This window comes from Algoriphagus sp. A40 (assembly GCF_002002735.1).
Classification (GTDB): Bacteria; Bacteroidota; Bacteroidia; order Cytophagales; family Cyclobacteriaceae; genus Algoriphagus.
Window position 1 is genome coordinate 179654 of record NZ_MUNY01000048.1, and the last position, 26608, is coordinate 206261.

Consider the following 26608-nt stretch of genomic DNA (forward strand, 5'->3'; position numbering starts at 1 on the left):
GCAGATTCAGCACCTTTTTCCAAAGTGAATTGGAATCAAAAATTCATCTCATTTCCTCAGGTTCAAGCCAAGTCCTCAAGTGTCTTTAGGATCAGTTTTTTCATCGCCAGGATTCCTTCCGAATTGGAAAGGTAGCTGGTGTCGCCACCCATATCCCGCATAATTCCCCCTTCATACTCGATCCCGATGTATCCTCCCGTCCAGCCTGAGGATTTGATGATCTCAAACATCCTGCGGTAGTCTGTTTCGAGGTCATTGCCATTTGCGTCAAACTTGTGGGATTTGGCACTGATCCCTTTTGCATACGGCATCATCTTGCTCACTCCATCATATTTGTCATACTCTTTAAGACAGGTGGTGGCGATGAGACTTTTTAGGTCACTGCCTACCGGTTTACTGCGTTGGGCGCAGAAGTTGCCAAAGTCCGGTAAGAGCCCTTTTTTACTTGATTTGACTTGGCTTAGAATGCCTACCAGCCAATCCGGATTGGTTGAGTACCCGAAGTGGTTTTCCACGATGATGTTCAATCCGGCCTTTTCTCCATATTCCAACAGAGACGAGTATCCCTCCAAAGCAGCTTCAGCAGCTTCTTCAGGACTTCCTTCCTCGGCATCTCCGCGGAGGGCAGTCGCAGTATCGCCCAAATTGACCCGGATCGAAGTGCAGCCCAAGTATTTCGCAGCATCAACCCAAGGAAAATGGCTTTCGACAGCTTTTTTACGGACGGCTGGATCCAAAGCGGCGATGTTTTCTCCATCCACCATGATGAGATTGCTGGTCGCTCCCGTGCCGTCACATATATTCTTAAGTTCCTTCAGGTAAGCGCTATCCGTGTGCTTGTTGTTGAAAAAGCCCGAAACAAATTCCAACGCGTCGATCCCCAATTCTTCCGTCGCCCGCTTGGGAAAGTCAAACATGGTCATCTTTCCGGCGTACAATTCAGAGGCAAAGGAAAATTGCCCCAGGGAGAGCTTGGCAGTAAATTTCTTTTTGTCAGGTCCAATGGCGGCTATAAGCTCGGTCGGAAAAAGGGTAGAAATGCCAATGCCTGCGGAAGCAAGGCTGAGTTTGTCGATGAAGTTGCGTCTTGACAGATTCATGGGGATTTTGGGTTTACAGGTAGTTTTGTTTTCAAAAGATAATCAACTGATGGGCTGATGCAGTAAGAAAACCGGTCTATCTCTGCTTCACATACTTTTCAATGATAATCTGATCAACGCCAAGTTCTACAATCTTTTCAATTCCGGTCTGGATCAGCGTATCCTGCTCGATCGAGACGGTGAATTCAAAATCATGCCCCTCCCATTCCCGTAGGTTGAAATACTCCAGATGCTCTTTGTAGGTGTTTCCCACCAAAGTGTATGTGCCGGCGCCTGCCGAAAAAACCGCTGTGGAATCCTGCCCTTTGTTCAGATCATGCCGGAAGAAGCTGAAGTGGCTTTTGTTGATAATTTTGATAAAACTCTGGCCTTGGGTGTAGTCTACTAGGGTCGTGTCAGCTCCACGGATGGTGGCTCCCGAGATCAGTTTCCAAGTGCCGGTGAGGGTCAGTTCGTTTTTGGGACTAACTTCTTTGTGCGAAGCGGTGCATGCAATAAGAACTGTAGCAAGCAAAAGGAAGTAAAGAGGTGTTTTCATTGGTGAATTGAGAGTTTATGTGTGGGGTAATGGCCGGGCAAATCCTCTTTCAATTTGTAATTCAACCCAAAAGAAAATCCATCAACCGATCCATTTTTTACCCAAGAGGCTGTCCACCTCCAGGTATTTTTTATTCATGGTAGCCAAGGCAAATGAAGCTGCAGCTGCGGCATACACCGAATAGTCCAAGGGAGCTTTGGCACTAAGGGAAAAAGTCATCGCTAAGGCAAACACCAACAGTAAAACCCCGCTCAACCTGGCGAAAAGCTCGGTTTTGAAGCCAATCAGCAAAGCAAATCCAAAAACCACCTCGACAACTGTTGCCACGATTGCGGCTGGCGAGACCATGGATATGGGCAGCCAAGGATTGATCAGGCCGGTGTAGTCTACAAAACTTTGCCAAGTTCCCCAAACTGAGATTTCAGCAGGATACAATCCAAACCGGTCGGCGACTGCAGATAGAAAACCGAGAGATAAAGCCAGTCTGAGAAAAAGTTTAACGAGATTTTGATTCATGATCAGTCGATTGAAAGATTGAAAATAAAGAAAAGCGCTTCTAAAAATAGAAAAAGGCCGGGTTCCCCAATCGGAAATCCAGCCTCGGCCAAGTTATTTCAAATAAGCCTATGCAGTGATCGGTTTTAGAGTGCTTACAGATAAGCGAGTCCAGGGATTAATTCCGAAATTGTCAACATAAGACAAGCACCTGTCCGATAGCGCAAGCGAGGCAATTAGACTGTTCTTTGAGCCAATTCCATCTTTCTGCCCAATCCATCAGAATCTCATTTCGCCATTTTTGGATAGTCTTACCGCCTTGCAGTTTGCCGTCAAACAGCGCCGGATCGCTATGGATGGCTTCATTCAAGATTTATATTTAATTTTTACCATAGAAGTAAACCGGTTAAAAGTCTTGAGTTACCTCTATCATCATCTGTTATAAGAACGACTTTTGTTTTTCCAGATGAAATTTCTTTTTCAACGGTTACGGATTCTACTTTCAAATTTGCTTCTGCATTTGGAATGAGACAGTACTCAAAAGATTCACTGATGGTATTATTTGAGATGTCTATGATGCCAATTAGACTTCCTAAGATTTCACCATCATCATAGGCGTTATCAGTATCTTCCACAGAAGCGGTGAAAATGATTTTTGGCTCGTCTGTTAAAGCCGTGGCACCCGAAAAACCCGCTTCAATCCCGTTGATGTTTGGCAGAGAAAATTGCCTGATTTCCGGTTTGGGAAAATCAATCCCATCGTTCAGGTATGCTAAAAAATCTTTGTATTCAAATCGTATAATCAGATTTGGCTTACGATTAAAGAGGAATAATTGGTTGTCACGAAAGGCGGTTGCTTCAATATTTAATTCAGAATCCTTGAATAGGGGAAATTGGATTAGCTTATTGTAAAAATCTGAGATATCGTACTTCTCGATTTTCAAAGAGTCTTCCAGTAGAATGCGCAAAAAAATATTCCGTTGAGGTGACTTAGAACCCGATCCAAAGACAACAATCTCATTCTTGTCAATCAATTCCAGCGCTTCAAAGTCCGGTTTTTCAGATTTAAGTATTCTCTCTGAAAAATCAACAGGTTCCAGAAGGGGTGTTTTGGAAATGGTTTTGAATTCGCTATTAAGGGAATATAAGAAGGGAGAGTCATCCCCAACCACGTAGTAGATATTACCGGATTTTATAATTCCTGAACCACTTGGAATCTTCTCCATTTTCATCTCATCCACAATGGTAATAGTCATATCATAATGGTTTCAAGCAGGAGTAATGTAGGAACTGTGAAATGGAATTTCAAAAGGTCTAAGTTTAACTTTCGATTCTTGATTATTTCAAGTTTCGTTCTTTTATAAGTTCTTCCAAGTCTTTACTTCTTTTGTTTTTCGGGTCATTAACCAGTTTGTAAATAAAGTACAAGGGAATTATAGTGACCATTCCCCAACTGTTCTTTGCAATACTGTAAAAGATAATCCCCGCTAAAAATCCAATGAGCAAAGCATTGACAAAGGAAAATGATTTCAATTTTTTTGATTCGGCAAGTAATTCCCGGTCTGTGAATTCTGAAAGGTCTTTAATTGCCATTGGTGATTTTGTTTGAGATAATGTAATGAACCGTTGTGACGAAAATAGCAGCCAACGTTTTGCGGTTACTCGAAAGTGGCGATTTCGGAGCAATTCACTGTCAACCAAGCAGGAATTTTGATAGAAGCACAAAGCTTGATTTCACCACTGAACCGCCACTTTTGGGTTGGGCTGTTAGTGGGCTGAATCGTTGGAATTTTGCTTGTCCGTATTTGCACTTCAGTTCATTTGTTGCAGTGTTGTCTTGCCGTTTCGATTTCTTCTGCATGCTTAAGTTCTGAAATGATTTATCAGATTTTTAGGGAATGGAAATGCAACATTGCAATCCTCATTCCCTCAGCCAATGCCAGCGTTTTGCCCAATCCAGGAGCACTTCATTTCTCCATCTTTGGACGGTTTTTCCGCCTTGCAGTTTGCCGTCAAACAGCGCCGGATTGCTGCGGTCACTGTACCAATTTTCACCAAGCAGGTAGTCAGTCGGGTTGGCTTTCCCCGGCCAAAGATTGGATACCACCAGCTGTCCGTCTGACTCCGGAAATCCGGGAACAGGTGAAGTAAAGTGGAAAGTGAGCGTTTCAGCTTGCTTGGGAGAATACTTGATAGAATATTTCCCGTCGCCTAAATAGTAACCCGGCCAGATTTGCTTTGAATTTCCGTAGGGAACTTCCATCCAAAAGACGGCTGAATCTGGCTTGGCATTGATTTCCGGGCCTTTCAGCCGAAATTCAATTATTGCGCAAAAAGCCACTGTATCCGATAAAGTTGAGGTCCGATCAAATACCAACCTGGCACTTCTGGAGATTTTCTCAAAACTTCCGCCCCAACTTTCTCGAAGAGGATTGGTAGGATCACCATCCATCAGGTAGAGCAGGGAAGGGGTGTCGCCCATCTTGATTTCCCCGTCGTAATATTTCTTGAAATCCGCCCCCAGATGGCCAGCACCCTGAATGTGCTTTTCAAAGTAATTGGTGGTTTGGATCACGTCGGGCGCTTGATTGTCTGAGAAAAAGCCATAATACGAGGAGTTGACCTCGATCATCCAGAGCTTTGGGAAGTTGGCGGCGATGTAGGCGTAGCTGTTTGCACTCCACTTTTTGTTGGGACCACCGATCCAGTAGACGCGGATATTTTTCTGAATCTCCGGGGCGTCATGAAGCGCCTGAGAGACGTCTTCGAGTCCTCCCCAGACCAGTACCCAAAGTGCTCTTTCGTCTTCTTTTTTAGCAGTATGAATGATCCAGTCGGAGCCTTCCGTGGAGGAAGTGACTCCTGCAAAAGGCGCATTTCCTTTTCTGCCTTGCTTGGTTACTTTTCGAAGATCATCAGGCTTTGGAAATTCGGAACTGTGTTTTTGAAGTTTGGGAAGGTCTTTTTCATACAAATCGATCATCCGAAATATTTCCGATGTGCTTCCGGTACCATAGGAGGGAGAGGATACCAGCCCTTCAATGTCAAAAAGGTCGCTATACATCAGCAGATGGGCCAAGCTTTGGTTATCGTCCGGATCGGTGCCGCCGATGTCCGTGCTGATAAGGACGCGGGGTTTTTCCGGCACGGGTTTCTGGGCAAAAAGGGAGAATGATAAAGGGAAAAAGCAAATGCAAATCAAGGCTCGAAACATGGATTTGGACTTTGTTGGAACTTTAAAAATAGAAGCTTCAGTTCGGGTTTGTATCCTGTGGTTTATGGCCTTTTAAAAATTTCCAGTTTGCTTGCGACAACTCAATTTGTCCTATATTTAACCTATTAAGCGCTCTCTCTGACATATTTTTTATTGCAAGGAATGGAATTCCTTCAATTGACCTCGGCAGTCCTTTGCCAAGGTTTTAATTCTTTCAAAACCAAACTAGAGATGCTTTATGAAATCAACAGATAAAATTGCCATAATCGGCGGAACCGGTAAATCCGGAAAATACCTTGTCAAGAGTTTGATCAACAAGGGGATGCAGTTCAAACTGCTGATCAGAAACCCGGAAAATATTTCCTTTGAGTATTCAGGAATGGAAGTAATAACGGGAGATGTCACTGACCAAAAAGCCGTTGCTCAATTACTGGAGGGCACGTCTGCAGTAATCAGCACGCTCGGAATGGGAATACCAGCAAGCTCTCCGGACCTTTTTGCCAAAGCGACTGAGCTGATCCTCCAAACCATGAGCGAGTATCAAATCAGAAGATATGTGGTGGTGACCGGCTTGAATGTAGACGCAGTTGGAGATTCAAAAAGTGAAAAGACGCGTATGTCCACAGAATGGATGAAGACTAATTTCCCGGTTTCCACGACAAGCAAGCAAGAAGAGTATAAAATGCTAGTCAATAGTTCGATAGATTGGACCTTGGTTCGGCTTCCGATGATCGAGCAAACCGATGAAATCAGAACCTACCAGGTGGATTTGTCAGACTGCAAAGGGGATAAAATAAGTGCTTCTTCTTTGGCGGCCTTTCTGATTGAGCAATTGCATAGCGATAAATTCCATCGCTTGGCTCCATTCATTTATGACCTATAATAGAAATGGCGGAAGGAATTCCGCCATTTTTTCCTTTTTATAAAATTCAATTTCTATTATTAAGCCAATCGGATTGAATTAATCCCGCATTGGAGATTTGTCATGAGCATTGCTGTCCGGCTTAAGCGCTTTTCTACAACTTCCCGATTTCCCTCCAAGTGGCCAATTCTGCTGAAAACCGATCTTCAATCACCTCACACTTTGCGTCGATCCGCATAGTTGCTCTTTCACTTAAATTGTAAGCCGGCCATTCGGGTGCGTTTTCGGCTGAGGGTTTTCCGGTTTTGGCAAAATTTGTCCAGAGTTCAGCGAAATTATGGGAAGCTTGGAATCGGTCAGGTTTACTCCCTCCGAAGCCCATTCTTGGCGCTTCGCCTTCTTTTGGCGGCACTTCGTTGTTAAATTTGAAGGAAATATCCATAGCGTGGGGAGTGCCCATCTCGTATTCAGTTCCTGGGATTTTCATGTTGGACTTGTAGCCAAAATTGTACAGGTAAACCGGTGCGGCTTGCTGTTGGGCTTTCTTTTCGGCGATCTCGATTGATCCCAAGCCCATCATGTTGATGGACTTGATCGCCACATAGATATCCGGAGCGGAAGCATTGGGTCGAGCTTTTCGGTAGGTGGTGATTAGTCGGTCACTATTTTCACCAAATTCAGTGGAAAGCCGCCCCTTGATTCCTTCAAAGTCCATACTGAATGGTTCAATATCTTTTTGCTGCCAGGCAAAGAAGGTATGTTCATCTTCATTCCAACCCACAAGCAGTGGTTTGTTTCGGGAAGTTTCAGTTGCTTTTGGATCAAATGGATGATGAGGCAAAACTTTCCCGTCCACGACCGGCCCAAATCCCCATATCGGTTCTTGGTCTTTTAACCCATCATTGGGTTGGAATGGGGGAACAGTGGGGATTTTGGATTGGATTTCCAAAAGAGTGGGGGCTGGTACTTCCAGGATTTTCCTCCAATTGCTTTCTGAAAGACCAAGCTCCTTCAACACATGAGCAGTGGTTCTTGCGGCGCGGTCCGTGGAAAGCATCCTCACGCCCGGTCCGCTTTCGATGGAGCATTTGTTGAAATACGGAGCTGCTTCCGGCATGGCGTAGAGGCAGGAGGTTTTTCCTCCTCCGCCTGATTCTCCGAAGATCATGACATTATTAGGGTCGCCGCTGAAATTGGAGATGTTTTCATTTACCCATTTCAGTCCAAGCGCGATGTCAGCCACGCCCATATTCCCCGAACCTGCATAGTCCGCTCCGCCTAATTCATCTAGGTAAAGGAAACCCATCAAGCCCAAGCGGTGATTGGTTTGGACGACTACCACATCAAAGTTTCTCGCAAGATTGGCTCCGTCCTGACCTCCTGCACCACCGGAACCTCCCACATATCCTCCGCCATGGCTGTAAAACATCACCGCACGCTTCTTGCCGTCGTTAGCCGGTGTCCAAACATTCAGGAAAAGACAATCTTCCGATGGGTCCGGCTCCCCTCTTCTGGGATTTTGGATGGCAGGAGGACCCAAAGTCAAGGTGTCTTTCACCCCAATCCAATTCTCCAATGGGGCTGGTCTCCGAAATCTTCTTTCCCCGGATAATTTTCCTCCGTAGGGTACGCCTTTGAAGATATTGACTCCATCTATCCGCTGACCTTTGATTTTTCCAAACTGGGTTTCTGTGGTGATGAACTCTTCCGCTTTTCCTGAGAAGGAATACCCTGAAAAAGGCAGGGTGCTAAGGGCCGTGGCGGCTGAGATTTTGGCGATAAAGTCTCTTCGGCTTTGGGAGTGGTGTGGCATAGGTTTGTGTTTTTTGGGTTTAGGATTGAAAAGTGGCTCAAGTGGCTAGTGTCGCTTCAAATCTTTAGGAATAAGGACTTTTATCCGATGAAACCTGTCCTGCCTTGTAGGGATTTTTTTCTGGAACAGGGAATTAATTTCGGGTACTGTAAAAAGCAAAAAGGGTTTTCCAAATTCAATTGGAAAACCCTCACGAAATTTATTCTTTAACCCAATTGCTCAGCAAAAGGCATTTTGCGGATTCGCTTTCCAGTTGCTGCAAAGAGCGCATTGGCCAAGGCTGCGGCCACAGGTGGAAGGGCAGGCTCGCCCAATCCGGTGGGCGCATCTTCCGACTCAACAAATTTCACCTCGATATCCAAGGGCGCATCTTTCATCTTGAGGAAGGGATACGCATGAAAGTTGGTCTCTGCCACCGCACCCTCCACAAAAGTGACTTTTGGAAACATGGCGTGCGAAATTCCATCAATAATGGCTCCCTGAACTTGGTTTTCAGCTCCGCTGAGATTGATCACCCGTCCACAGTGCACCGCACAATATACCTTCACTACTCGGGGTTTTCCGTTTTCCAATTTCAAATCCACCACCTCAGCAGCATAGGAACCAAAGGAAAACCAGGTTGAAAAACCACGATACACCCCTGCTGGTGTATTTCCCCAATCGCACATCTGGGCAACCAACTCCACGACACTTCTGTATTTGTCAGGATCATAAGAAACTCGTCCTACGGGCTCCTTTTTAGCTTTTTCAAACATTTCCAGACGGAATGCGACTGGGTCCTTTTTCAATTCAGTGCACACTTCATCCATAAAAGCCTCAGCCACATAGGCCATCGTGCAAGCTCCGGGTGCCCGCCACCAGCCAGTTGGAGTATTGCTTGGCAAAGCCTGACCTTCGGATCTGTAATTGGGTAAAGCTCCGGCAACATAGCTGTCCCCACGTATCCCTGCCACCAAGCCGACGCCTGATTGATGCCAAGCCAGCAAACTGTCGGGGGAAAGCGCGGCCCGATACCGGTACATTTCTGCAGGTCGGTAAAAATCATTTTGCATGTCGTCCTCCCTTGTCCACTGCACCTGGACAGGTACTTGGGCAGCAGCAGAAATCAAAGCTGCCTCTGCTCCATTGTCAGTCATGAGTTTTCTCCCAAATCCACCGCCTTGTCGTGGCATGCTGACCGAAATGTTTTCAGGAGCGATGCCTAATTGCTTGGACACTTCTCCACGTACCTGATCCGGCACCTGAGTTGGGCCGAAAAGTTCAACCTTGCCATCCCGGACATCGGCGTAGAAATTCAGCGGTTCCATCTGTCCGTGAGAAAGCGTCGGAAGTTCGAAGGTTACGTCCAAAATTTTGGAGGCCTTTTCAAAGGACTCCTCCAAATTCCCATCGTTTCGGGAGGGAGAAGGAGCGCCTTTTTCCAGCATTTCTTTGAAAGCCGCAAAATGCTCGGCGGAGTTTTCCAACTTACCGGTGGCTTCCCACTGGATCTTCAAGGCATCTCTTCCTTTCTTTGCTGCCCAGGTGGAGGTCGCAAGTACAGCCACGGAATTTTTGAGTTGGACTACTTTTTTGACGCCATTAACTTTTAGCGCTTCTGAATCATCCACTGAGCCAAGGGTTTTTCCGTAGGCAGGAGATCTTGCCACCATCGCAAACAGCATTCCTTCTCTCCGGGTGTCAATTCCATAAAGGGGCCGGCCGGTCGTGATTTTGTGGGCGTCTACATCATTTACCCGTGTTCCGATAAATTTGAAATCTTTGATTTCTTTCAATTTAGGTTCAGTCGGCACAGGTAGGGTAGCCGCTTTTGCAGCCAATTCCCCATAGCTGAGCGATTTCCCGCTTGAGCTGTGAATCACTTTTCCATCCTTTGCGATACAATCTTCCGGAGAAACATTCCAAGTCTGAGCTGCGGCCGCGATCAGCATTTCCCGCGCTGTGGCACCGATTTTTCGCAATTCGGGATATCTCCCCCGGATGGAACCGCTGCCTCCTGCCATCTGCCTGCCAAATACAGGGTTGAGCGGAGCCAATTCTACCTGGATTTTTTTCCAGTCCACTTCCAGTTCTTCTGCAATGATGACGGGAAGAGAAGTTTTTACACCCTGGCCGATTTCGGGATTTGGCGACATCAGGACGATGGTGCCATCTGAACTTATTTTGATGTATGCATTGGGTGAAAAGACCGCATCTGCCATTGCTTTCGATTCTGTATTTCCCAAAAGTGAAAAACTCAGCAAAAGTCCGCCTCCAGAAAGAGCGGAAACTTTGAGAAATTGTCTTCTTGAAAAGGTTGATTCCATGAAAATTCTATTTAAGCTTTTCAGCGGCTAGGTGGATGGCTTTGCGGATTCGTACGTGTGTTCCGCAACGGCAGATATTTGTCATTGCTCCATCGATTTCCTCATCGGATGGATTGGGAGAGTTTTTCAACAAAGCAGCCGCAGCCATCAGCTGGCCGGCCTGGCAATACCCACATTGGGAGACGTCGAGTTCCTCCCAAGCTTGCTGGATCGGATGATCGCCTGCGGCACTCAGTCCTTCTATAGTTACAATCTTGTTGTCTCCAACTGCAGAAATTGGCAAGACGCAGGAGCGCATGGCCATCCCGTTCATGTGAACTGTACAGGCTCCGCATTGCGCGACGCCACATCCAAATTTGGTTCCGACCAGATTCAAATGATCGCGGAGAACCCACAATAAAGGAGTGTCTGCGTCTGCATCTGCTGACATTTGTTCGCCATTGACGGAGAGGGTGTAGCTTGGCATAAGGATTTATTTTTTGTGAATAAGATGCCTTCAGGCAGGAAGTGGGAATTTTGCAAGATAGATTTTAAAAATTCCTTTTTAGTTAAGGGATTCAAGCAATTGGCTATGAAAATCAAATATTTGCTTTCTACTAATCGATTAAGGTAAGTTTTCTCGGAGGAGATTTTTGTGAAAGGATAGACTTGTCTCTGACCTATGTGATGATTTCTATTTTGACCATGACATAACCAGTTCCCAAGGCTTCCTTAAGACCGGCCGGATCATCAATCTTTCCCAATCGGGTATAGGGATAGGAGGTGGGGAAAGTCTCATAAAATATCACGAAGGTATTGGCACCCCAAAGCATCAAGTCACCATTCTGTATCGTTCCTGGGTTGAAAGTTTGGGTCGGCAGGTTTTGAGAAAGTCGGGCCAACTTCTCATTGCGATTGAGATCACTCATTTCCAGAGTCAGAGGCAGCATTGAAATAAAGGTGGTTACGGCTGCATTTTCAGTTAAAGTAGCCGTGAAGTTTTGGCTACCCACCTGAATGATGATTTCTGATCCTGATTGTACCATTTCGTCTGAATCCGGGGTTAGCGAAGGGTTTTCTGCACCTTGGCAAGACATGCCTGCATGGGAAGTCAATCCAAAAAGAAGGATGATCACTAAAGTGCTGATTTTGCAGGAAGAGTTCATCTGGGTTCCAAACGGATCAAATTCTGTCATGAGTTGGTTGAGTTTTAATTTGAGTATTCCGCATCGGTTACAGCATGTTTCCATTCGACAATACCTTTTTCGGTGTTTGGTACGACGAACAGTTGCTGCATTCCGATTTCGGGACTAGCGCCATGCCAATGGAGCACATTAGGAGGACAAGTCACCACGTCTCCTTTTTTCAGATTTTGTTTGGGTTGACCCTCGATTTGGTGAAACCCAGCTCCATCTGTGATAATCAAGATCTGTCCAGCGGGGTGGGAATGCCAGTGGCTTCGTGCTCCCGGCTCGAAATAGACGTTTCCTACAACTGTGGTCAGGGTGCTGTCACTGGGTACGAGTTCGGTATGCCATACTTTTCCTGTGAAAGTTTCTCCGTTTACAGGTTCTTCCATTGGAAAAATTGCGGAAGTTTCATTTTTCTTGGTTTCCATAGTCTTTGGTTGTGAACAACTTACAATAGCAAGGCATATTGTAGCTGCGATGATGATTTTTTCAATTTGATTTTTCATAATCTCCTTTTCGGTTTAGTGTTTTGGATTTTTCTGTATATCTGTTTTTATACTGTAAATTATTTTAATAAAATGGCCTCGACTTCGCTCGGCCACCGTGATTTGATTTTAGGGTGTGTGGGAGAAAAATGCGGCGAAGCCGCATTTTCTCCCACACACCCACCTAAACATTAGCCAACGGGCACCGAGCGAAGTCGAGGTGGGGCTAATTCTATATTCTTAATGAACTTAGCAGGGATACCACCCACCACCGTATTGGCTGCCACGTCCTTGGATACTACCGCCCCGGCTGCGACGACTGCATTTTCACCGATAGTTACTCCCGGTAGAATTGTGGCACCCGCACCAATCCAGGCGTTTTTCTTGATGTGAATGGGTTTGCAAATCAGCGCTTTGCGGTCTTCAGGATCGAGAGGATGGTTTTCGGTTACCAACTTTACCTGCGGACCAATTAGTACATTGTCTTCCAGCGTGATCCCCCCAAGATCCAAAAATGAGCAGGCATGGTTGATGAACACGTTTTTGCCTAAAGTGGTAAACCGTCCAAAGTTGGTATAGAAGGGAGGGAAAATAGTGGTCGATTCCTCCACCTGCCGACCTGTGATCTCGCTTAGGAGGTCACGGACTTTGGTGATATCTCCGGTTTGATTTAGCTGATTGACCAATGAAAGAGTCTTAATGACCACCTCATTGATTTTGAAATATTCGGGGTCACTCAGACGGATTGCTTCACCGGTTTTTAATCGCTCAAAAATATCTTTAGAACCTGTGTGAGTATAGTTGGAAGAATCTGGATTGTTCATAGTTATTGATTTCAATCTTCAACACAAAGGTACCCATGCAAAAGGCCTCAGAGTTAATGATTATCAAATCAAAACTTATGAAAATCAAACTTCGACTTCACGGTAGGCTTTTGGATTGGTACCAGTTAATTTCTTAAAAAAGTTATTGAAATAGGTAGGGTATTCAAAGCCAAGGGCGAAAGCGATCTCCGAGATATTCCATTTGGTATGTTGCAGCAGGGCTTTTGCTTCGCTCAAAATCCGCTCATTGATCAAGGTGGAAGTAGATTTTCCTGTGACTTCCTTCAGCGATCGGTTGAGGTGATTGACATGTACAGAAAGGCTATTGGCGTAATCCTGTGCCGCCCTGAGTTGAAGCGGCTGGTCAGGAGTTTCGATGGGGAACTGTCTTTCCAGCAATTCTAAAAATACAGAAGTAATGCGGGAAGATGCATTCTTGTGCTGATCGTATTTTGCTGAAGGCTGAAGCTTGAGGGCCTCATGAATAATGAGATGAATGTAATTCCGGATCAGTTCATCTTTATGGGAATAATCAGATTGCTGTTCCTCAATCATCTTCTGAAACAGGCTGTTAAGAAACTCCCTTTGCTTCGCTGAAATTTCCAAAATCGGAGTTCCACCTAATTTGAAAAAGGGGCTTTGCAGCAAAGCATTCGTCCGGTCGGTAGCTTGAAGGAAGTCCTCTGAAAACAGACAAGTATATCCCACATAATTCCTTGAAATGGTTTCCCAAGAGTAGGGGATATGGGGATTTCCAAAAAATAAAACGGTCCCATCTGCCTCAAAACTTCGATCCGCATAGTGAATCTTGCTTACCCCTGTGGTCAGGCAAATTTTGTAAAAATCCTTTCGGCTATAGGTTTTGGTTTCGTTTCCATCTGCTTCAATTTGGAAGACATTGAAGCCACGCAGCTTTAGTTCTTGGTTGAAATCTGACAGAGATCTAGAGTTAACTTCAGTCATGGGTTGAAGTTAAGAAAATCAAACAGAATTCCGGTAAAAATGAACCTCAATAGCCATGGTAAATATCTGATTGGAGTTAATTGCATTCAGTTTCTGATGCTGTTTAAAAATTCCTCCGCAGTCATCACCGGAAGTGTAGATTTTCTGAAGTCATTTCCATTTCTGGTTAAAATTAAGTCACATCCAGCCTGTAATGCACATTGGTATTGGACAGCATCTTCAAAATCGCTGAAAAGTGAAAACAAACTTTTGTCTATCGTTTCTTGATTTGCATCAGCAACCTTACAAAGAATAGCGAATTTTTGGAGCTTGATTAATACAGATTCTTTGGGTTCAAATTTCGACATCACATAATCAATTGTTGTGAAGGAGATTGGTGAAGTGAAAAGTAAAAGTTCTTTGCGGTCTGCCAAAGTGGCCACAGAAGCAATTGATTGATAGAATGGCTTTCTTTCCGCCAGTAAATCTAGGATTACATTCGTGTCTAAAAAAACCCGTTTCATCTGTATTTCTCTTCTAAATAATCACCATAATCCTTTTTGTAATCATAGTCAGCCGGCATCCCAGTATTGGAGGAGATGCTTTTGACGAAAGGGGAAATAGAAATTTCCTTTTGAGTTTGATTAGATGTTAAGGAATTAAGGTAGTTTTCAACCAATTTGGATAAGCTCACTTGTTGATCGGAAGCATATATTTTTGCCCGTTCAATAATATTTTTATCCAGTTTTAAGGTGAGTTTAGTATCCATTAGAAGAAAATTTGCACGTACAAAAATATAATTTATTGAACGTATTAAAAGTTCCAAAGGGGAATATTTTTTCGAAGATCAGGTATTAAAGGAGCTGGTCAATTACTCATTTACTCACTTCTGAAAAAACACCGCCAATCCGTCTTTCCCCGCCACAGCAATATCGATTTTCTTATCTCCATTTAGATCCCCGGTGGAAAAGTAGAGTCCCGTTCCTTTGCCTTCTCCAAATGGTCCATAGCTGATCACATTTTTGACAAAAGTCTTCCCATCCCATTCGAAATAATACAAACCGATTTCGTCCATTTCTCCTGGATCTTTGCCGTTGTGTGCGCGATAGCGTTTGCCTGTGATGAGTTCGTTTTTGCCGTCACCGTCCAGGTCGATCCATTCCAGGACATGGTATTGGGCATGATAGGGATCGATCTCGTGCTTCACAAAAGAGATCGTGCCTTCAGTATCCCGTTTTTGCTCCATCCAATACAGCCCGTAATTATGCCCCATCCCCACGATCAAATCGTTCAATTCATCCCCATTGAGATCGGTGACAATGATAGGGACGCTGGTATCGCCAAGGTTAAAAGTTGGATGAAAGGTCCATTCTCCGCTCCTCAAATCTGCGGGTGCCTCATACCAACCAAAACTGCTTACAAAATCACCCCATCCGTCTCCGTTGATATCTCCATAACCCAATCCATGGCCCTGAGTTTCGAAGACTTCGTACTTCTCAAACTGATTTGGAGCAACCCACTTGTAAAATGCCAAGGGTTTTCGGGGAGTGTTGGGTACAATCTCAAGTGTGCCATCCCCGTCAATGTCCCAACCTCGGGTAGTCTCTATATTTCCGGTTTCAGCAATGAGATGTTCTTTCCATTCACTGGTGTTTCCGGGGTTTTCCTTCCAGATGAGTTTTCCCTCAAACCATCCGCCGGTGATAAAATCCATCTTTCCATCCCCGTTGACATCCATGGGAATGGTCGAAAAGTCCTCGTAATATTCTCCAAATCGCTTGACCTGACCTATCAGTTGGCGCTCCAAAAATTTTGGGCCTTTGTACCAGTAGCTGCCAGATACCAAATCCGGTATTCCGTCCTTGTCCACATCAATAATGCCCACTGACTCATAGCTTTCGTAGGCGATCATCTGCTTTTCGAAGCGGAGGTTTTTGGATTGAGAAAAGGAAAAAACAGGGAGAGCTAAGGCAAGGAGAGTAAGGCGGATTTTCATTTACGATTTACGATTTTTGATTTACGAGGAGATAAAGGTCTTCAAACTTCCCTTCAAACGGAATCCTTTGAGAAATTATTGAAAGTTGAATCTTAAAACCATTCCAATTATCAATAACTCACTAATAATGAACATCGAACGCTGAATGGTGAACTCTGAAATGAAATGGCACAAAGGATTTGGAGCGATTCATTAAGGATTGATTTGTTTGGAATGCAAAGAAATGCGCGATCTCAAATTCAAGGTTATCAAAATTTGAAAATCGGCCATCCTGATCTGTATGTTTTGGGAAATTTTGACATTCCCCAAATTCCATTTAACCTTTAAGAAATTTCCGTCGGCATGCACGATTCTTCAGACCAAAAATATAGAGTCTTTTTCGCAGTTCCGCCAAAAGTGCATCTCTTGGATCTCTGTGGGCCCGCGCATGCATTTTACGAAGCTAAAGTGCTAAACCCTACAATTGAGATCTTTTTTGTTTCTCTCAAAGGGAATTCGGAGGAGAATTCTAGTCCGGGTTTGGGATTAAACAACTTGCTGGATTTTAGGGATTTTGAACTTGGGCCTGCCGATTGGTTGGTTATCCCAGGGCTGGAATCTGAGATTTATTTCCGGGAGGGATTTTACCAGACTATCCAACCTTTTTTGGATTGGGTAAAAGTCCAGGCGGAAAGAGGTGCTAAGGTTTGCTCGGTGTGTACCGGCACATTTCTCCTGGCAAGAGCCGGTGTGCTTGATGGGAAATCCTGCACGACCCACTGGAAATACCGGGAAGTCTTTGAAGGACTCTATCCCGCTGCCCAATTGATGGCTGATCGACTTTTTGTCAAAGACCGCAACATCTACTCCAGTGCCGGAGTTGCCTCTGGAATTGATCTTTCGCTCTTCCTTTTGGAGGAGGTTTTTGGGTCATTGTTTGCCTTCAAGGTGGCAAAGGAGATGGTGGTTTTTCTTCGCCGAATGCCAAATGACCCACAACTGAGCGTCTTTCTTCAATTTCGAAATCACCTGGAAAACCGTGTCCACCATGTCCAGGATTTAATGGCAAGTCATCTGGATCAGCAGCTTTCTCAGGAGGATTTGGCAGAGAAAGTAAACATGAGTCCGCGTAATCTCAGTCGGCTTTTCAAGAAAACCGTGGGAATCACGCTGGGAGAATACCGAGACAAACTCCGTTTTGAGAAGGCCGTGCAACTTTTAGAAGGTGGAGAAAAGGTAGAAGTAATCGCGCTGAATTGCGGACTGAAGAGCTCCAATCAACTTCGCACGCTGCTCAGAAAATATCGGGACCTAATTCCCCTAAACTTGTCCTGATCCTGCGTACACTTGTCCTTTTATCAGCGAAGGCCTTGTTTTAGCTTTAGGGAAATTTCAATCCATGAAGCTCTTTTGCAACGCGATACTGCTCCTTATGATGTTTCAATCATCACTCTTGGCACAGGGCAATTCTGCCACTGCAAGCTATGTTTGCCCTCCATGTGGCAGTTCGTGTGATGCGCAGATTTTCTCCAAGCCGGGTACCTGCCCGCATTGCAATATGACATTAGTAGAAATGAATCAGATCAAGAAAATTGCTTTTTACCTTCAGGATGGGGTAGAGGTTTTAGATTTTGCGGGACCCATGGAGGTATTTTCCTACGCAGGATATGAAGTGTTCACAGTTTCAAAGACCAAAGAGCTGATCAAGTCGCAGGGAATTTTGAAAGTGATTCCAGACTATTCGATCGACGATGCACCGAAGGCCGACATCTTGGCATTTTTCGGTGGAAATGCTGGCCGGGCTTATCAGGATTCCGCAGTTATTGACTGGATCAAAAACCAAACAGAGGTAGAATACCACTTTTCAGTTTGTACCGGAGCTTTTATGCTGGCGGAGGCTGGGATTTTGGATGGGAAAAAGGCGACCACTTTCCACAATTCACTGAACAGCCTGGAGGAAAATTATCCCAAAATTGAAGTGCTTCGCGAGGTTCGTTTTGTGGACAATGGAAAGGTGGTAACTACAGCAGGAATTTCGGCTGGTATCGACGGTGCACTGCATTTGGTAGCGAAGTTTCAGGGTCTCAATGCTGCCAGGAGAACGGCATTTTACATGGAATATGACAATTGGGTGCCTGGAGATGGGCTGGTCCTTTCCGGCGATAATCCCTACCAGTTTGCCACGGTCGGTCCAGAATTGACTGATTTTGTGGGGATGTATTCGCATTTTAAGGATGGGGATTTTGAGTTGAGTTTAAATCAAAAAGACCAAACGCTCTATGCTAAGATTCGTGGGGTGAATTATCCGATTTTTCATGAATACGAGGACGTTTTCAGCGATGTCGAGGGCGGTGAGTTGATATATTTTCAAAGAGGGGAAAACGGAAAAATCAACGGATATAAAGTGGAACCTGAAGGAGAGGTTTTTCCGAAATTGAATTAGGCAAACCTTTGAATTCTGAACCTTTTAAATTAACCCATTGCAGGGTAATCTATCAAAAGAAAAATCCCTCTAGCTGTTAACTAGGGGGATTTTCGTCATTTGAACCTTTCCAGCTTCTTATTCAACTTTTTTTAATTCAGCACATCGAACATCGAAAAATCCGAAATCCGACATCCGAAATCGTTATTTTTCCATCGGATGAGCTTTCAAAAGTTCGTCAGGACTATAGAAACCTTCTTTCCCTTTTACTTCCTCCCGGATTTGCTTCACGAGATCAGGTGAAATCGGAGAAGCTTGGTTGCCAAAAGAGTTTCTGACATAGGTGAGTACTGCAGCCACTTCAGAATCATTGAGCATGCCTTCGAAAGGAGTCATCGGTACTTGTCCAGGATACTCTCTGCCAGCAACATTGATCGGTCCCAAAAGCCCCTTGAGGACGAGTTTGATCAATCGCTCAGGACTTCCGGTCACCCAAGGTGTGCCACGAAGTGGAGGGAATTGCGAAGCGCTCAAGCCTCCGCCGTCAGGTTGGTGGCAGGTACTGCAGAATCCTTCACGGGCATAGATTTCCTTTCCTAAGACGAAGAGTTCCCGATCAGAACCGGTAAGAGAAGATTTCACGTCCTCTTCTTTTTTCTCCCGAACAGAAAGTCCGTTCAGGTGGGCAACAGCGGTTTCAAGCGTGCCTGGAATCCAGGTTTTGTCTTTTGGCTGTTTTTCTGCCTCTGCCAAAATCGGCAAGCCAGTTTCTCTCGGAAGCCAGGAAGCTGCAGCGATTGCTTCCATTCTGACCCGACCATGTGGATCTTTGGCCGATGCCATCAGAAGTTCTGGCTGATCTTTTACCTGATGTCCGGTGTAACGCAAGACACGGGTTGCCGCAGCTCTTGCCCGATAGTCTTTTGCATTAAGCAATTGCTTCAATAGATCTTGATCCACTTGATTGATTCCCCAAGTCACCCAAAGTCCTTCGAGCAAGTTGTGTTCGTAGGTTGGATCGTTTTTGTCGAGGGTTTGAGTCCAGCTTTGTACCGCTGCAAAAACTTCGGCTTTGTCACGTCCCCGAAGTTCACGGCGGGTTCGGTAGCGAGTTCGGTACTCAGGAAGTTTCAGATTTTCCAACAATTCAGGAATGGTAGCACCGTCGATTTTTGCAGGAGTTACCAAAGGTCGTGATGGATAAGTAACCCGGTAAATTCTTCCATGCACGTGGTCCCGAAGCGGATCGCGGGCATTGTGCTGCATGTGGCCGATCAGGATGTTGTGCCAATCCACGACATAAAGTGATCCGTCGGGAGCAATTTCCATATCCACAGGTCTGAAGTTACGATCGGTAGACACGATCAGGTCCTGCCTCCATTTGGTAGTGAACCCGACAGTATCCTCGAATACCTGATGCTGTTTGGTTCCCAAGAAGCCGATGGTATTGTTGATGATCAAGTCTCCTTGGACATCATCCGGGAAGTGTCTGCTGTGAATAAACTCCAGTCCAGATGTAGGGCGGACTAAGTGGGCTTTTTCTATCAGGTTAGGGCCTTTGAAATTTCCGTTTCCATAGCGTGGCAAAGTTGATCCAGGAAGCATCCAGTTGACATTGGGTCCTGAGGTTTCGGCATAGAAGTTTTGTCCCCAGCTGTCAAAAGCAATGCCCCAAGGGTTGGGAATGCTGACCTGGTTGACGCGTTCCAGCTTGTGCCGTTTGGGTTCGTACCGGTAAAATCCGCCGTTGGTGGCGCGAACCGGGCCATAGGAAGTTTCCACATTTGTATGAAGAAAAACCCCTTCAGCCATGTAAATGGCACCGGATTCATCCGTGGTGAAAGCCGAAATGGCGTGGTGGGTATCATGATCGTCAAATCCGCTCAGAAGGACTTCTTTGCGGTCTGCCTTGTCATCTCCGTTTTCATCCACCAAAAGAATCAGGTTGTTTCCCTGAGAGACATAGACACCTTCTGGTGCGATCTCAAATCCCACCGGAATGTGCAGATTGTCCGCAAAAGTAGTTTGCTTGTCTGCCTTTCCATCTCCATCGGTGTCCTCTAAAATGATGAGTTTGTCCTGAGGTCTTTGATCTCCAGGTCTGTAGTGTGGATAGCTTGGCATGGTCGCAACCCAAAGTCGGCCTTTGTTGTCAAAGGAAAGCTGAACAGGATTGGCGAGGTCTGCAAATTCGCTTTCGGAAGCAAACAGGTCAATCTTGTAACCTTCGGGTACTTTGATGGTTTTTAAGGCATCTTCTCCATACTTATACTCCAGGCTACCGTTTGCTTCAGGATTGTAATTGGTCTCGACCTCCGGTAGGCTGCGTGTTTTGGCATCGGCTGCGGCAAGGTCTTTGACTTTTCCGGAAGTGGCTTCCCAGATTGCGGTATCCCGAATGGCAGTCATCTGCCGGATTTTTTCCAGTTCGAAAGGATAGTTGTCCGGTCCAAATGGATCGTATCGGCGGCCAAAGACATGTACTCCGTTAGGGATTTTATAGTCGTTGGTCCACATCCAGTTTTTCTCCATCACTGCTTGATGAATTAGATCCCGGTTAGCCTCAGCTTTTCGGTCTTCTTTTCCAAATAGCTTATCTGCCAGGAGGACTGCCAATTTTTCATAGCCTTTTTCATTCATCTGGGAACCATCAATTGTCAGAGGATCGGCTGATTCTTCATACCAATCTTGGCTTGGGGTAAAAGCATCCACAAATACCAGTTCGTGCTTTGTCGCCAATTCGCGCATGGCATCTGTGTAAAGCTTGAGGTTCTCGTTTTCCTTTTTTCCGTCTGGAACATCTTTGAAAGCTGTGATGTCCTCAAAAGCGATCGGAGAAACCAAGGCCAATTGGGGAGCGGATTTGCCATTGTATTTCTGGGCTTTGGAATGCAAAATCCAGGCTTCAAGTTCAGCTTTGTAGTTTTCCAGTCCCTCAGGGCCTTGGAAGGATTCATTGAACCCAAAAAATCCAACCACGATATCTGCCTGAAGTCGGGTCAGCCATTGATCGGGCTTTTCCAGATGCCCTTCGCTGCCGGATGGAGTTGCATATTCATTTTGAAAATCTTCGGCTCCGGGAAAAGCCCAGGGATCATTGGTTCCTGATCGCGGTCTAAAGCCGGGGGTGTCACCCGGATCGCTGAGATTCCTTATATATAAGGTGCTGTCAGGAAAGCGGAGGTGCATTTCGGTCTCGAAAAGTCCGTACTCCTGCATGCGAGAACCCAGATTGTTTCCCACTAGAGTGATATGGGAATTTTTCCGGAGCTCAAGAGTTTTTTCTTTGGTACAGCTTGAAAAAATTAGAATGGAAATAAAGAAAATAAGCGGAACTGGAGATAATCTGGAATGTGTCATAGGGTTGATTGCATTAGGGCTTAATTATAGGGAGAAAGGTGGGAATTTTCAACTCCTGAATATATAGGAGTGTTATAGGTCAATTAAAAAAATGAGGAGTTGGGAAAATAAGTTTGTATTCCTAAGATAGTTTATATATCAAACTCTGTCCTGCAGTATCCTGTTAAAATTTAAAATTATATAATCGGATTTTTTAGAGTTTGGTTAGAGAATCAAATTGATTTTTAAATAACATCTGTCCTGCTCTGTCCTGCTGTAAAAGATTGGTTTTTAGGAGTATTTGCAGGATTGGGCAGGATAGGATCAAATTTTTATATGGTGTAATTGGAGAGAATTAATTCAATTAACAAAAACCCGTCTATATGAAAAACCATTATCTATCTAAGATAAAAATCCGGCTCATCGGGTTTTTATTGCTTATGTTTTGCATAAGCGTTACGAGTTTTGGGCAGACATTATCTGTCCAGGGTGTAGTGACATCCGAAGGGGAGCCTGTGCCAGGTGCCTTAGTGTTAGTTAAAGGCACACAAAGAGGAACTGTTACTGATATTGATGGTAATTATACCATCAACGCAGCTGCCGGAGAGATCTTAGTTGTGAGCTTTGTTGGCTACAACACCAAGGAGGTGCCTGTGGTAGGTGGACAGACTACCTATGATGTCGTCCTGGATCTTTCTACTTCCGACCTCTCAGAGGTGGTAGTCGTAGGCTATGGCAGCCAAATCAAGAAAGAATTAACCGGAGCGATCCAGTCAGTCTCGGGAAAGGATCTCCAAGACATGCCGGTGTCATCTGTCGCTCAAAAGCTTCAGGGAAGACTGGCCGGGGTGCAGATCAATCAGACCACAGGCCGTCCCGGTCAGGGAATGAACGTACGGATCAGAGGGCAGCTGTCTGTGTCCGGAGGTAGCCAGCCGCTCTACGTAGTGGATGGTTTTCCGATTTCAGGAGATATTAACTCCATTAACCCTGACGAAATTCAGGACATTACTGTGCTGAAGGATGCGGCCTCTACCTCTCTCTATGGATCTAGAGCGGCAAACGGTGTGGTGTTGATCACCACTAAGAAAGGCACAAAAGGGGTGACCAATGTGAATCTTAATGTCTACACTGGTTTTCAAGAAGTGCCTGAGCAGGGAAGGCTAGAGATGATGAACGCAGAGGAATTCGCCCAGTTTAAAAATGAATACTACACAGATGCTGGTCAGGTAGTTCCTGATGCATTCAAAGATCCGTCTTCTTACAGGGACAAGAATAATGACTGGTATGATGCGGTTCTTCAGACTGCTCCAATTACCAGTTACAACCTGACGGTAACTTCAAATAAAGAGAAAGTAAATACTGCTGTAATCGCCGGGCTCTTCGACCAAAAAGGTGTGTTGATCAATTCTGACTACAAACGTTTTTCGATGAGACTGAATACGGACTATGCAATCTCAGACAAAGTAAACATCGGGGTGAATGTGGCACCAAACTATGTGGTCGACAACACACCGCGTTCCGATGGAGATAGAGGTACAGGTATTCTTTTCAATGCGCTCCATACTTGGCCGATCATGGATATCTATGACGCGAACGGCGAGTTGACTTATTTCAACAGATTGCCTGCCAATACAGGTAACATCTTTGCCTATCCAAACTGGGTGAGAGCATCTGAAGAAATTACCAATGAAACCAAGGTGTTTAACATCCTGGCCAACACGTATGTAGAATGGAAGCCAATCAAGGGGCTTTCCCTAAAATCTACCTTCAATACAGAGATTCGGAACTCAAATTATTTCTGGTTTAACCCGTCCACAGCGACTAATCAAATCAACGTGGCAATCCCGACCATTGCGGTGTCTATCAGAGAAGATTTTCAGGATCTTACTTGGTTGAATGAGAACATTGCTACCTACGATTGGACCAGAAATGACCATACCTTCCAGATTTTGGCAGGTTTTTCAAATCAAAGATTCAGAAGTGATCGCACCAGAATTCAGGCCGATACCTACGCGGATGACCGACTCCCAACCATCCAAGGTGCTTTGAATATCAACCGCGGAGGAACAAACAACGGAGTAAACGAATGGGGGTTGACTTCGCTTTTTTCAAGACTGACTTATAATTATAAAGGCAAGTACCTCTTGACCGGTTCAATAAGAGGTGATGGATCTTCCCGATTTGGATCTGAAAACAGATGGGGTGTTTTCCCTTCTGTTTCCGCAGGCTGGGTACTCTCTGATGAAGGATTTCTTTCAGATGGTGGGCTAATTTCATTTACCAAGTTGAGAGCATCTTATGGTATCACTGGTAACAACAACATCGGTAACTATACCCAATACGCCTTGGTAAACAATACGGTCAATGTGGCCTTTGGTAACAATGTGACTCCAGGGGCTGCCGTTACATCCCTGAACAACAGTAATTTGGGATGGGAAACCACCGCGCAATTTGACTTGGGCTTGGACTTGGGACTCTGGGATGACCGGGTGTCGTTTGTGTATGACTTTTATACCAAAAATACCACCAACCTCCTCTATGCTGTTCAGATTGCACAGGAATCAGGTTTCGGCAACTACAATGATAACATTGGAGAGATCAAGTTCTGGGGCCATGAGTTTTCTATCAACGCAATTGCCGTTAGCACGGCCAACTTCCGCTGGAACGTCAACGCCAACATATCCTTCAACAGAAATGAAGTGTTGTCACTCGCAGAGGGAATTGACAGAGTATATGGATCATTCCACATTACCCAGGTAGGTCAGCCATTCGGCCAATTTTATGGCATGGTGAAGGAAGGAAACTATGCTAATGCGGAAGATCTAGCAAACTCTCCGATCATCCCCGGCAGATCTACCGTCGGAAGTATCAAGCTGAAAGACGTAAACGGTGACGGTGTGATTTCTTACGGTGGCGACAAGGATGACCGGGCTATCATCGGCAATCCATTCCCTGATTTTGTTTACGGTATTGTGAACAATTTTACCTTCAAAAATTTTGATGCCAGCATCACAGCTTCTGGATCGGAGGGAAATCAGCTTTGGATGAGACACCTTTACAGCACAGCCAACTTGGACGGTGTGTTCAATATGGTAAGAAAAGCTACTGACCGCTTCAGATCACCGGAAGATCCAGGAGACGGAATTTTTGGAACAACTGTAGGTGGAGGTAATGTGACGGGTGTGGAACGTGACTGGAACAACAGCAATTTTGTTTGGGACGCTTCTTATTTTACCATCAGAAATATCACCATTGGGTATTCCTTTAAAAATCTTGGAAAATCTATCAAGTCAGCGCGGATTTACGCCTCAGGCCAAAACCTGTGGGTGTTCACTCCTTACTGGGGAGGATCAAATCCTGAGGTGAGTATGCAAGGTGATGGTCTGGGTGACGGCGGTAACCTGAGCCCTGGAGTTGACTTGTCAGCTTATCCTGTGCCACGCACGATTACATTTGGTGCCAACATCACCTTTTAATCTGACGGACCAGACCCTATAATTCACCTTCAAACGAAAAGAAAATGAAAAAATATATCATAGGATTAGTTGCGGCGAGTTTGTTTCTCACGAGCTGCGAAGATTTTCTGACTGTGGTTCCCGAGACATCTTTGAGCTCGGCCACCTTCTTTAAAACCCAAAAGGATTTTGAACAGGCTGTGAATGCGACGTATGCCCCGCTTAGGACCATTGTCAATGACCGGGCTTGGCTCTTGGGTGAAATGCACTCGGATAACACCTACTATGCACGAAATCCATTGTTCGGAGCGGTGGATCCCCAAGAAGATTTGGCGGATTTTTCGATCCTGGTTTCCAGTGGAACTGCTCCAAATGTTCACTTGCTCAATCAGTGGAGACAGGATTACCTGATCATCGCCAGAGCCAACCAGGTTTTGGCTTTGATCGATGGGGTGGAGTTTGACGAAGCTGTCAAAGGCAACCTCAAAGGGCAGGCTATGTTCCTGAGAGCATACGCCTATTTTGAACTAGCCAGGCATTGGGGAAGTGTTCCCTTGCACCTAACTCCTGTAACGGTCCGGGCTGAAGCGGCTTTGGAGCTGACTCCGGAAGCCGGGATCTACGCACAGATTGAAAGTGACTTGGTAGCTGCAATTCCGATGCTGAAAGACAAGGCTACGCAAGACCCGGGTCGTGTGACTTCAGGTGCTGCCCGTACGCTACTTGCAAACGTGTACATCAATCAGAAAAAATGGGCGGAAGCAGAGCAGATCCTGACTCCCGTAGTCACCGGCGGACAATATATCTTGATGCCGAGCTATGACATGGCGTTTTCTGAAAATGCTACGAACAAAAACAACACGGAGTCGGTATTTGAAGTCCAGTTTTTGGAAGGTGCCGCAGGCCTACAGGGGACTTTCATGTACCAATTCATGCCACGGCCGATCTCTGCAACAGAGCTACAGCCGATCATGGGTACCAACAACCCGCAAAACATCGACGGTGAAGGAAATAATATTCCTACTCCTGATATTATTGCGGCCTATGAGGCAGGCGATGTGAGAAAAGACTTTTCTATTGGAAATGTATTCTTAGCAGGGAGTGCGAGGAGCAACAAAAACTATCCTTATATCAAGAAGTTTCAAAGCAATCATTCCCAACACAACAACCATGGGATGAACTGGCCAGTCTATCGATATGCAGAGGTACTACTCTTCATGGCGGAAGCGCTTAATGAGCAAGGCAAATCAACCGAAGCAGCCGGATATCTCAACTTGGTTCGTCTGAGGGCTAAACTTGGCCCGACTACTGCCTCCGGGCAAGCAAATCTTCGGGAGGCTATCTTCAAAGAAAGAAGAGTGGAGCTCGCGTTTGAAAATAAGCGCTGGTTTGACATTCAGCGCACAGACAGGATCCAAGAGATTATCGTTCCTTATGGTCAGCGGATCGTGGCCAATCCTCTGGCATACTATTATCCGGAAGGGGCAAAACCAAGACCGAACGTATTTTCTAACATTAGCAAATTCTATCCATATCCCGCAGACGAAGCTAATTTAAGTCCTTATTTCTAAGTTGGTTTTCTTCAATTCAAATAGCCCACAACCGGTAAGATTTTATAATCTGGAAGTTGTTGGGTTATTTTTTTTCAAAGCAGAGATAGCAGGAC

Annotated in this window: 23 protein-coding genes; 5 read left to right on the forward strand and 18 right to left on the reverse strand. The window is 45.3% G+C overall.

Going from position 1 to position 26608, the window contains the following annotated elements; genetic code table 11:
* Positions 1-62: 62 nt before the first annotated feature.
* From B0E43_RS29955 to B0E43_RS29985, 7 genes are all read right to left on the reverse strand, one after another.
* Entirely contained in the window at positions 63-1100 is a 1038-nt protein-coding gene (locus tag B0E43_RS29955; protein WP_077349250.1) for a sugar phosphate isomerase/epimerase, read from the reverse strand.
* 76 nt (positions 1101-1176) lie between these two features.
* A complete protein-coding gene (locus B0E43_RS29960) occupies positions 1177-1638 on the reverse strand; it encodes a hypothetical protein (RefSeq protein ID WP_077349252.1) in 462 nt (153 codons plus the stop codon).
* A gap of 81 nt (positions 1639-1719) precedes the next feature.
* Positions 1720-2154 (reverse strand): DoxX family membrane protein, encoded by a 435-nt coding sequence (locus B0E43_RS29965; protein WP_077349254.1) that lies wholly within the window; start codon positions 2152-2154, stop codon positions 1720-1722.
* 172 nt (positions 2155-2326) lie between these two features.
* On the reverse strand, positions 2327-2503 hold the full coding sequence (locus tag B0E43_RS29970) for a hypothetical protein (protein WP_168171931.1): 177 nt from the start codon (positions 2501-2503) through the stop codon (positions 2327-2329).
* A 16-nt stretch (positions 2504-2519) separates the two neighbouring features.
* Positions 2520-3389, reverse strand: coding sequence for a hypothetical protein (locus tag B0E43_RS29975; RefSeq protein WP_077349256.1), 870 nt, complete (start codon positions 3387-3389; stop codon positions 2520-2522).
* An 82-nt stretch (positions 3390-3471) separates the two neighbouring features.
* On the reverse strand, positions 3472-3726 hold the full coding sequence (locus B0E43_RS29980) for an FUSC family protein (RefSeq protein ID WP_077349378.1): 255 nt from the start codon (positions 3724-3726) through the stop codon (positions 3472-3474).
* Between the two features lie 328 nt (positions 3727-4054).
* The gene (locus tag B0E43_RS29985; RefSeq protein ID WP_254423403.1) at positions 4055-5281 is read right to left on the reverse strand and encodes a nucleoside hydrolase-like domain-containing protein; all 1227 of its coding nucleotides are present in this window, start codon (positions 5279-5281) and stop codon (positions 4055-4057) included.
* A gap of 304 nt (positions 5282-5585) precedes the next feature.
* Here B0E43_RS29985 and B0E43_RS29990 point away from each other — a divergent pair, with 304 nt between their 5' ends.
* Entirely contained in the window at positions 5586-6230 is a 645-nt protein-coding gene (locus tag B0E43_RS29990; RefSeq protein WP_077349260.1) for an NAD(P)-dependent oxidoreductase, read from the forward strand.
* Between the two features lie 133 nt (positions 6231-6363).
* On the opposite strand, the gene B0E43_RS29995 is transcribed toward B0E43_RS29990, so the two are convergent.
* The 10 genes from B0E43_RS29995 to B0E43_RS30040 all read right to left on the reverse strand — a co-directional run bounded on the left by B0E43_RS29995 (position 6364) and on the right by B0E43_RS30040 (position 15744).
* Positions 6364-8022, reverse strand: a complete 1659-nt coding sequence (locus B0E43_RS29995; protein ID WP_077349263.1) for a carboxylesterase/lipase family protein — start codon at positions 8020-8022, stop codon at positions 6364-6366.
* A gap of 206 nt (positions 8023-8228) precedes the next feature.
* Complete coding sequence (locus tag B0E43_RS30000) at positions 8229-10328, reverse strand: xanthine dehydrogenase family protein molybdopterin-binding subunit (protein ID WP_077349265.1); 2100 nt, start codon at positions 10326-10328, stop codon at positions 8229-8231.
* A 7-nt stretch (positions 10329-10335) separates the two neighbouring features.
* On the reverse strand, positions 10336-10794 hold the full coding sequence (locus B0E43_RS30005; RefSeq protein WP_077349267.1) for a (2Fe-2S)-binding protein: 459 nt from the start codon (positions 10792-10794) through the stop codon (positions 10336-10338).
* 193 nt (positions 10795-10987) lie between these two features.
* A complete protein-coding gene (locus B0E43_RS30010; RefSeq protein WP_139352727.1) occupies positions 10988-11503 on the reverse strand; it encodes a cyclophilin-like fold protein in 516 nt (171 codons plus the stop codon).
* A 14-nt stretch (positions 11504-11517) separates the two neighbouring features.
* Positions 11518-12003 (reverse strand): cupin domain-containing protein, encoded by a 486-nt coding sequence (locus B0E43_RS30015; protein ID WP_077349272.1) that lies wholly within the window; start codon positions 12001-12003, stop codon positions 11518-11520.
* Positions 12004-12173: 170 nt separating this feature from the next.
* The gene (locus tag B0E43_RS30020) at positions 12174-12806 is read right to left on the reverse strand and encodes a DapH/DapD/GlmU-related protein (protein WP_077349274.1); all 633 of its coding nucleotides are present in this window, start codon (positions 12804-12806) and stop codon (positions 12174-12176) included.
* 84 nt (positions 12807-12890) lie between these two features.
* Positions 12891-13769 (reverse strand): AraC family transcriptional regulator, encoded by an 879-nt coding sequence (locus B0E43_RS30025; RefSeq protein ID WP_077349276.1) that lies wholly within the window; start codon positions 13767-13769, stop codon positions 12891-12893.
* Between the two features lie 86 nt (positions 13770-13855).
* A complete protein-coding gene (locus tag B0E43_RS30030) occupies positions 13856-14272 on the reverse strand; it encodes a PIN domain-containing protein (protein WP_077349278.1) in 417 nt (138 codons plus the stop codon).
* Entirely contained in the window at positions 14269-14517 is a 249-nt protein-coding gene (locus tag B0E43_RS30035; protein WP_077349280.1) for a DUF6364 family protein, read from the reverse strand. Before B0E43_RS30035 ends, B0E43_RS30030 begins: the two co-directional genes overlap by 4 nt.
* Before the next feature lie 114 nt (positions 14518-14631).
* Positions 14632-15744 carry a VCBS repeat-containing protein gene (locus tag B0E43_RS30040; RefSeq protein WP_077349282.1) on the reverse strand — a complete coding sequence of 371 codons (1113 nt, stop codon included), beginning with the start codon at positions 15742-15744 and terminating at the stop codon, positions 14632-14634.
* A gap of 342 nt (positions 15745-16086) precedes the next feature.
* Here B0E43_RS30040 and B0E43_RS30045 point away from each other — a divergent pair, with 342 nt between their 5' ends.
* Together B0E43_RS30045 and B0E43_RS30050 are read left to right on the forward strand one after the other, a co-directional pair.
* Positions 16087-17058 carry a GlxA family transcriptional regulator gene (locus tag B0E43_RS30045; protein WP_077349284.1) on the forward strand — a complete coding sequence of 324 codons (972 nt, stop codon included), beginning with the start codon at positions 16087-16089 and terminating at the stop codon, positions 17056-17058.
* 64 nt (positions 17059-17122) lie between these two features.
* Positions 17123-18166: a DJ-1/PfpI family protein gene (locus B0E43_RS30050; RefSeq protein WP_217349155.1), complete on the forward strand. Its 1044-nt coding sequence runs from the start codon at positions 17123-17125 to the stop codon at positions 18164-18166.
* A 183-nt stretch (positions 18167-18349) separates the two neighbouring features.
* On the opposite strand, the gene B0E43_RS30055 is transcribed toward B0E43_RS30050, so the two are convergent.
* A complete protein-coding gene (locus B0E43_RS30055; protein ID WP_371454682.1) occupies positions 18350-21364 on the reverse strand; it encodes a PVC-type heme-binding CxxCH protein in 3015 nt (1004 codons plus the stop codon).
* A 560-nt stretch (positions 21365-21924) separates the two neighbouring features.
* Between B0E43_RS30055 and B0E43_RS30060 the strand changes: the two genes are divergently transcribed.
* Together B0E43_RS30060 and B0E43_RS30065 are read left to right on the forward strand one after the other, a co-directional pair.
* A complete protein-coding gene (locus tag B0E43_RS30060) occupies positions 21925-24963 on the forward strand; it encodes a SusC/RagA family TonB-linked outer membrane protein (RefSeq protein ID WP_371454684.1) in 3039 nt (1012 codons plus the stop codon).
* 44 nt (positions 24964-25007) lie between these two features.
* Positions 25008-26513 carry a RagB/SusD family nutrient uptake outer membrane protein gene (locus B0E43_RS30065; protein ID WP_077349290.1) on the forward strand — a complete coding sequence of 502 codons (1506 nt, stop codon included), beginning with the start codon at positions 25008-25010 and terminating at the stop codon, positions 26511-26513.
* The last annotated feature ends 95 nt before the right edge of the window (positions 26514-26608 follow it).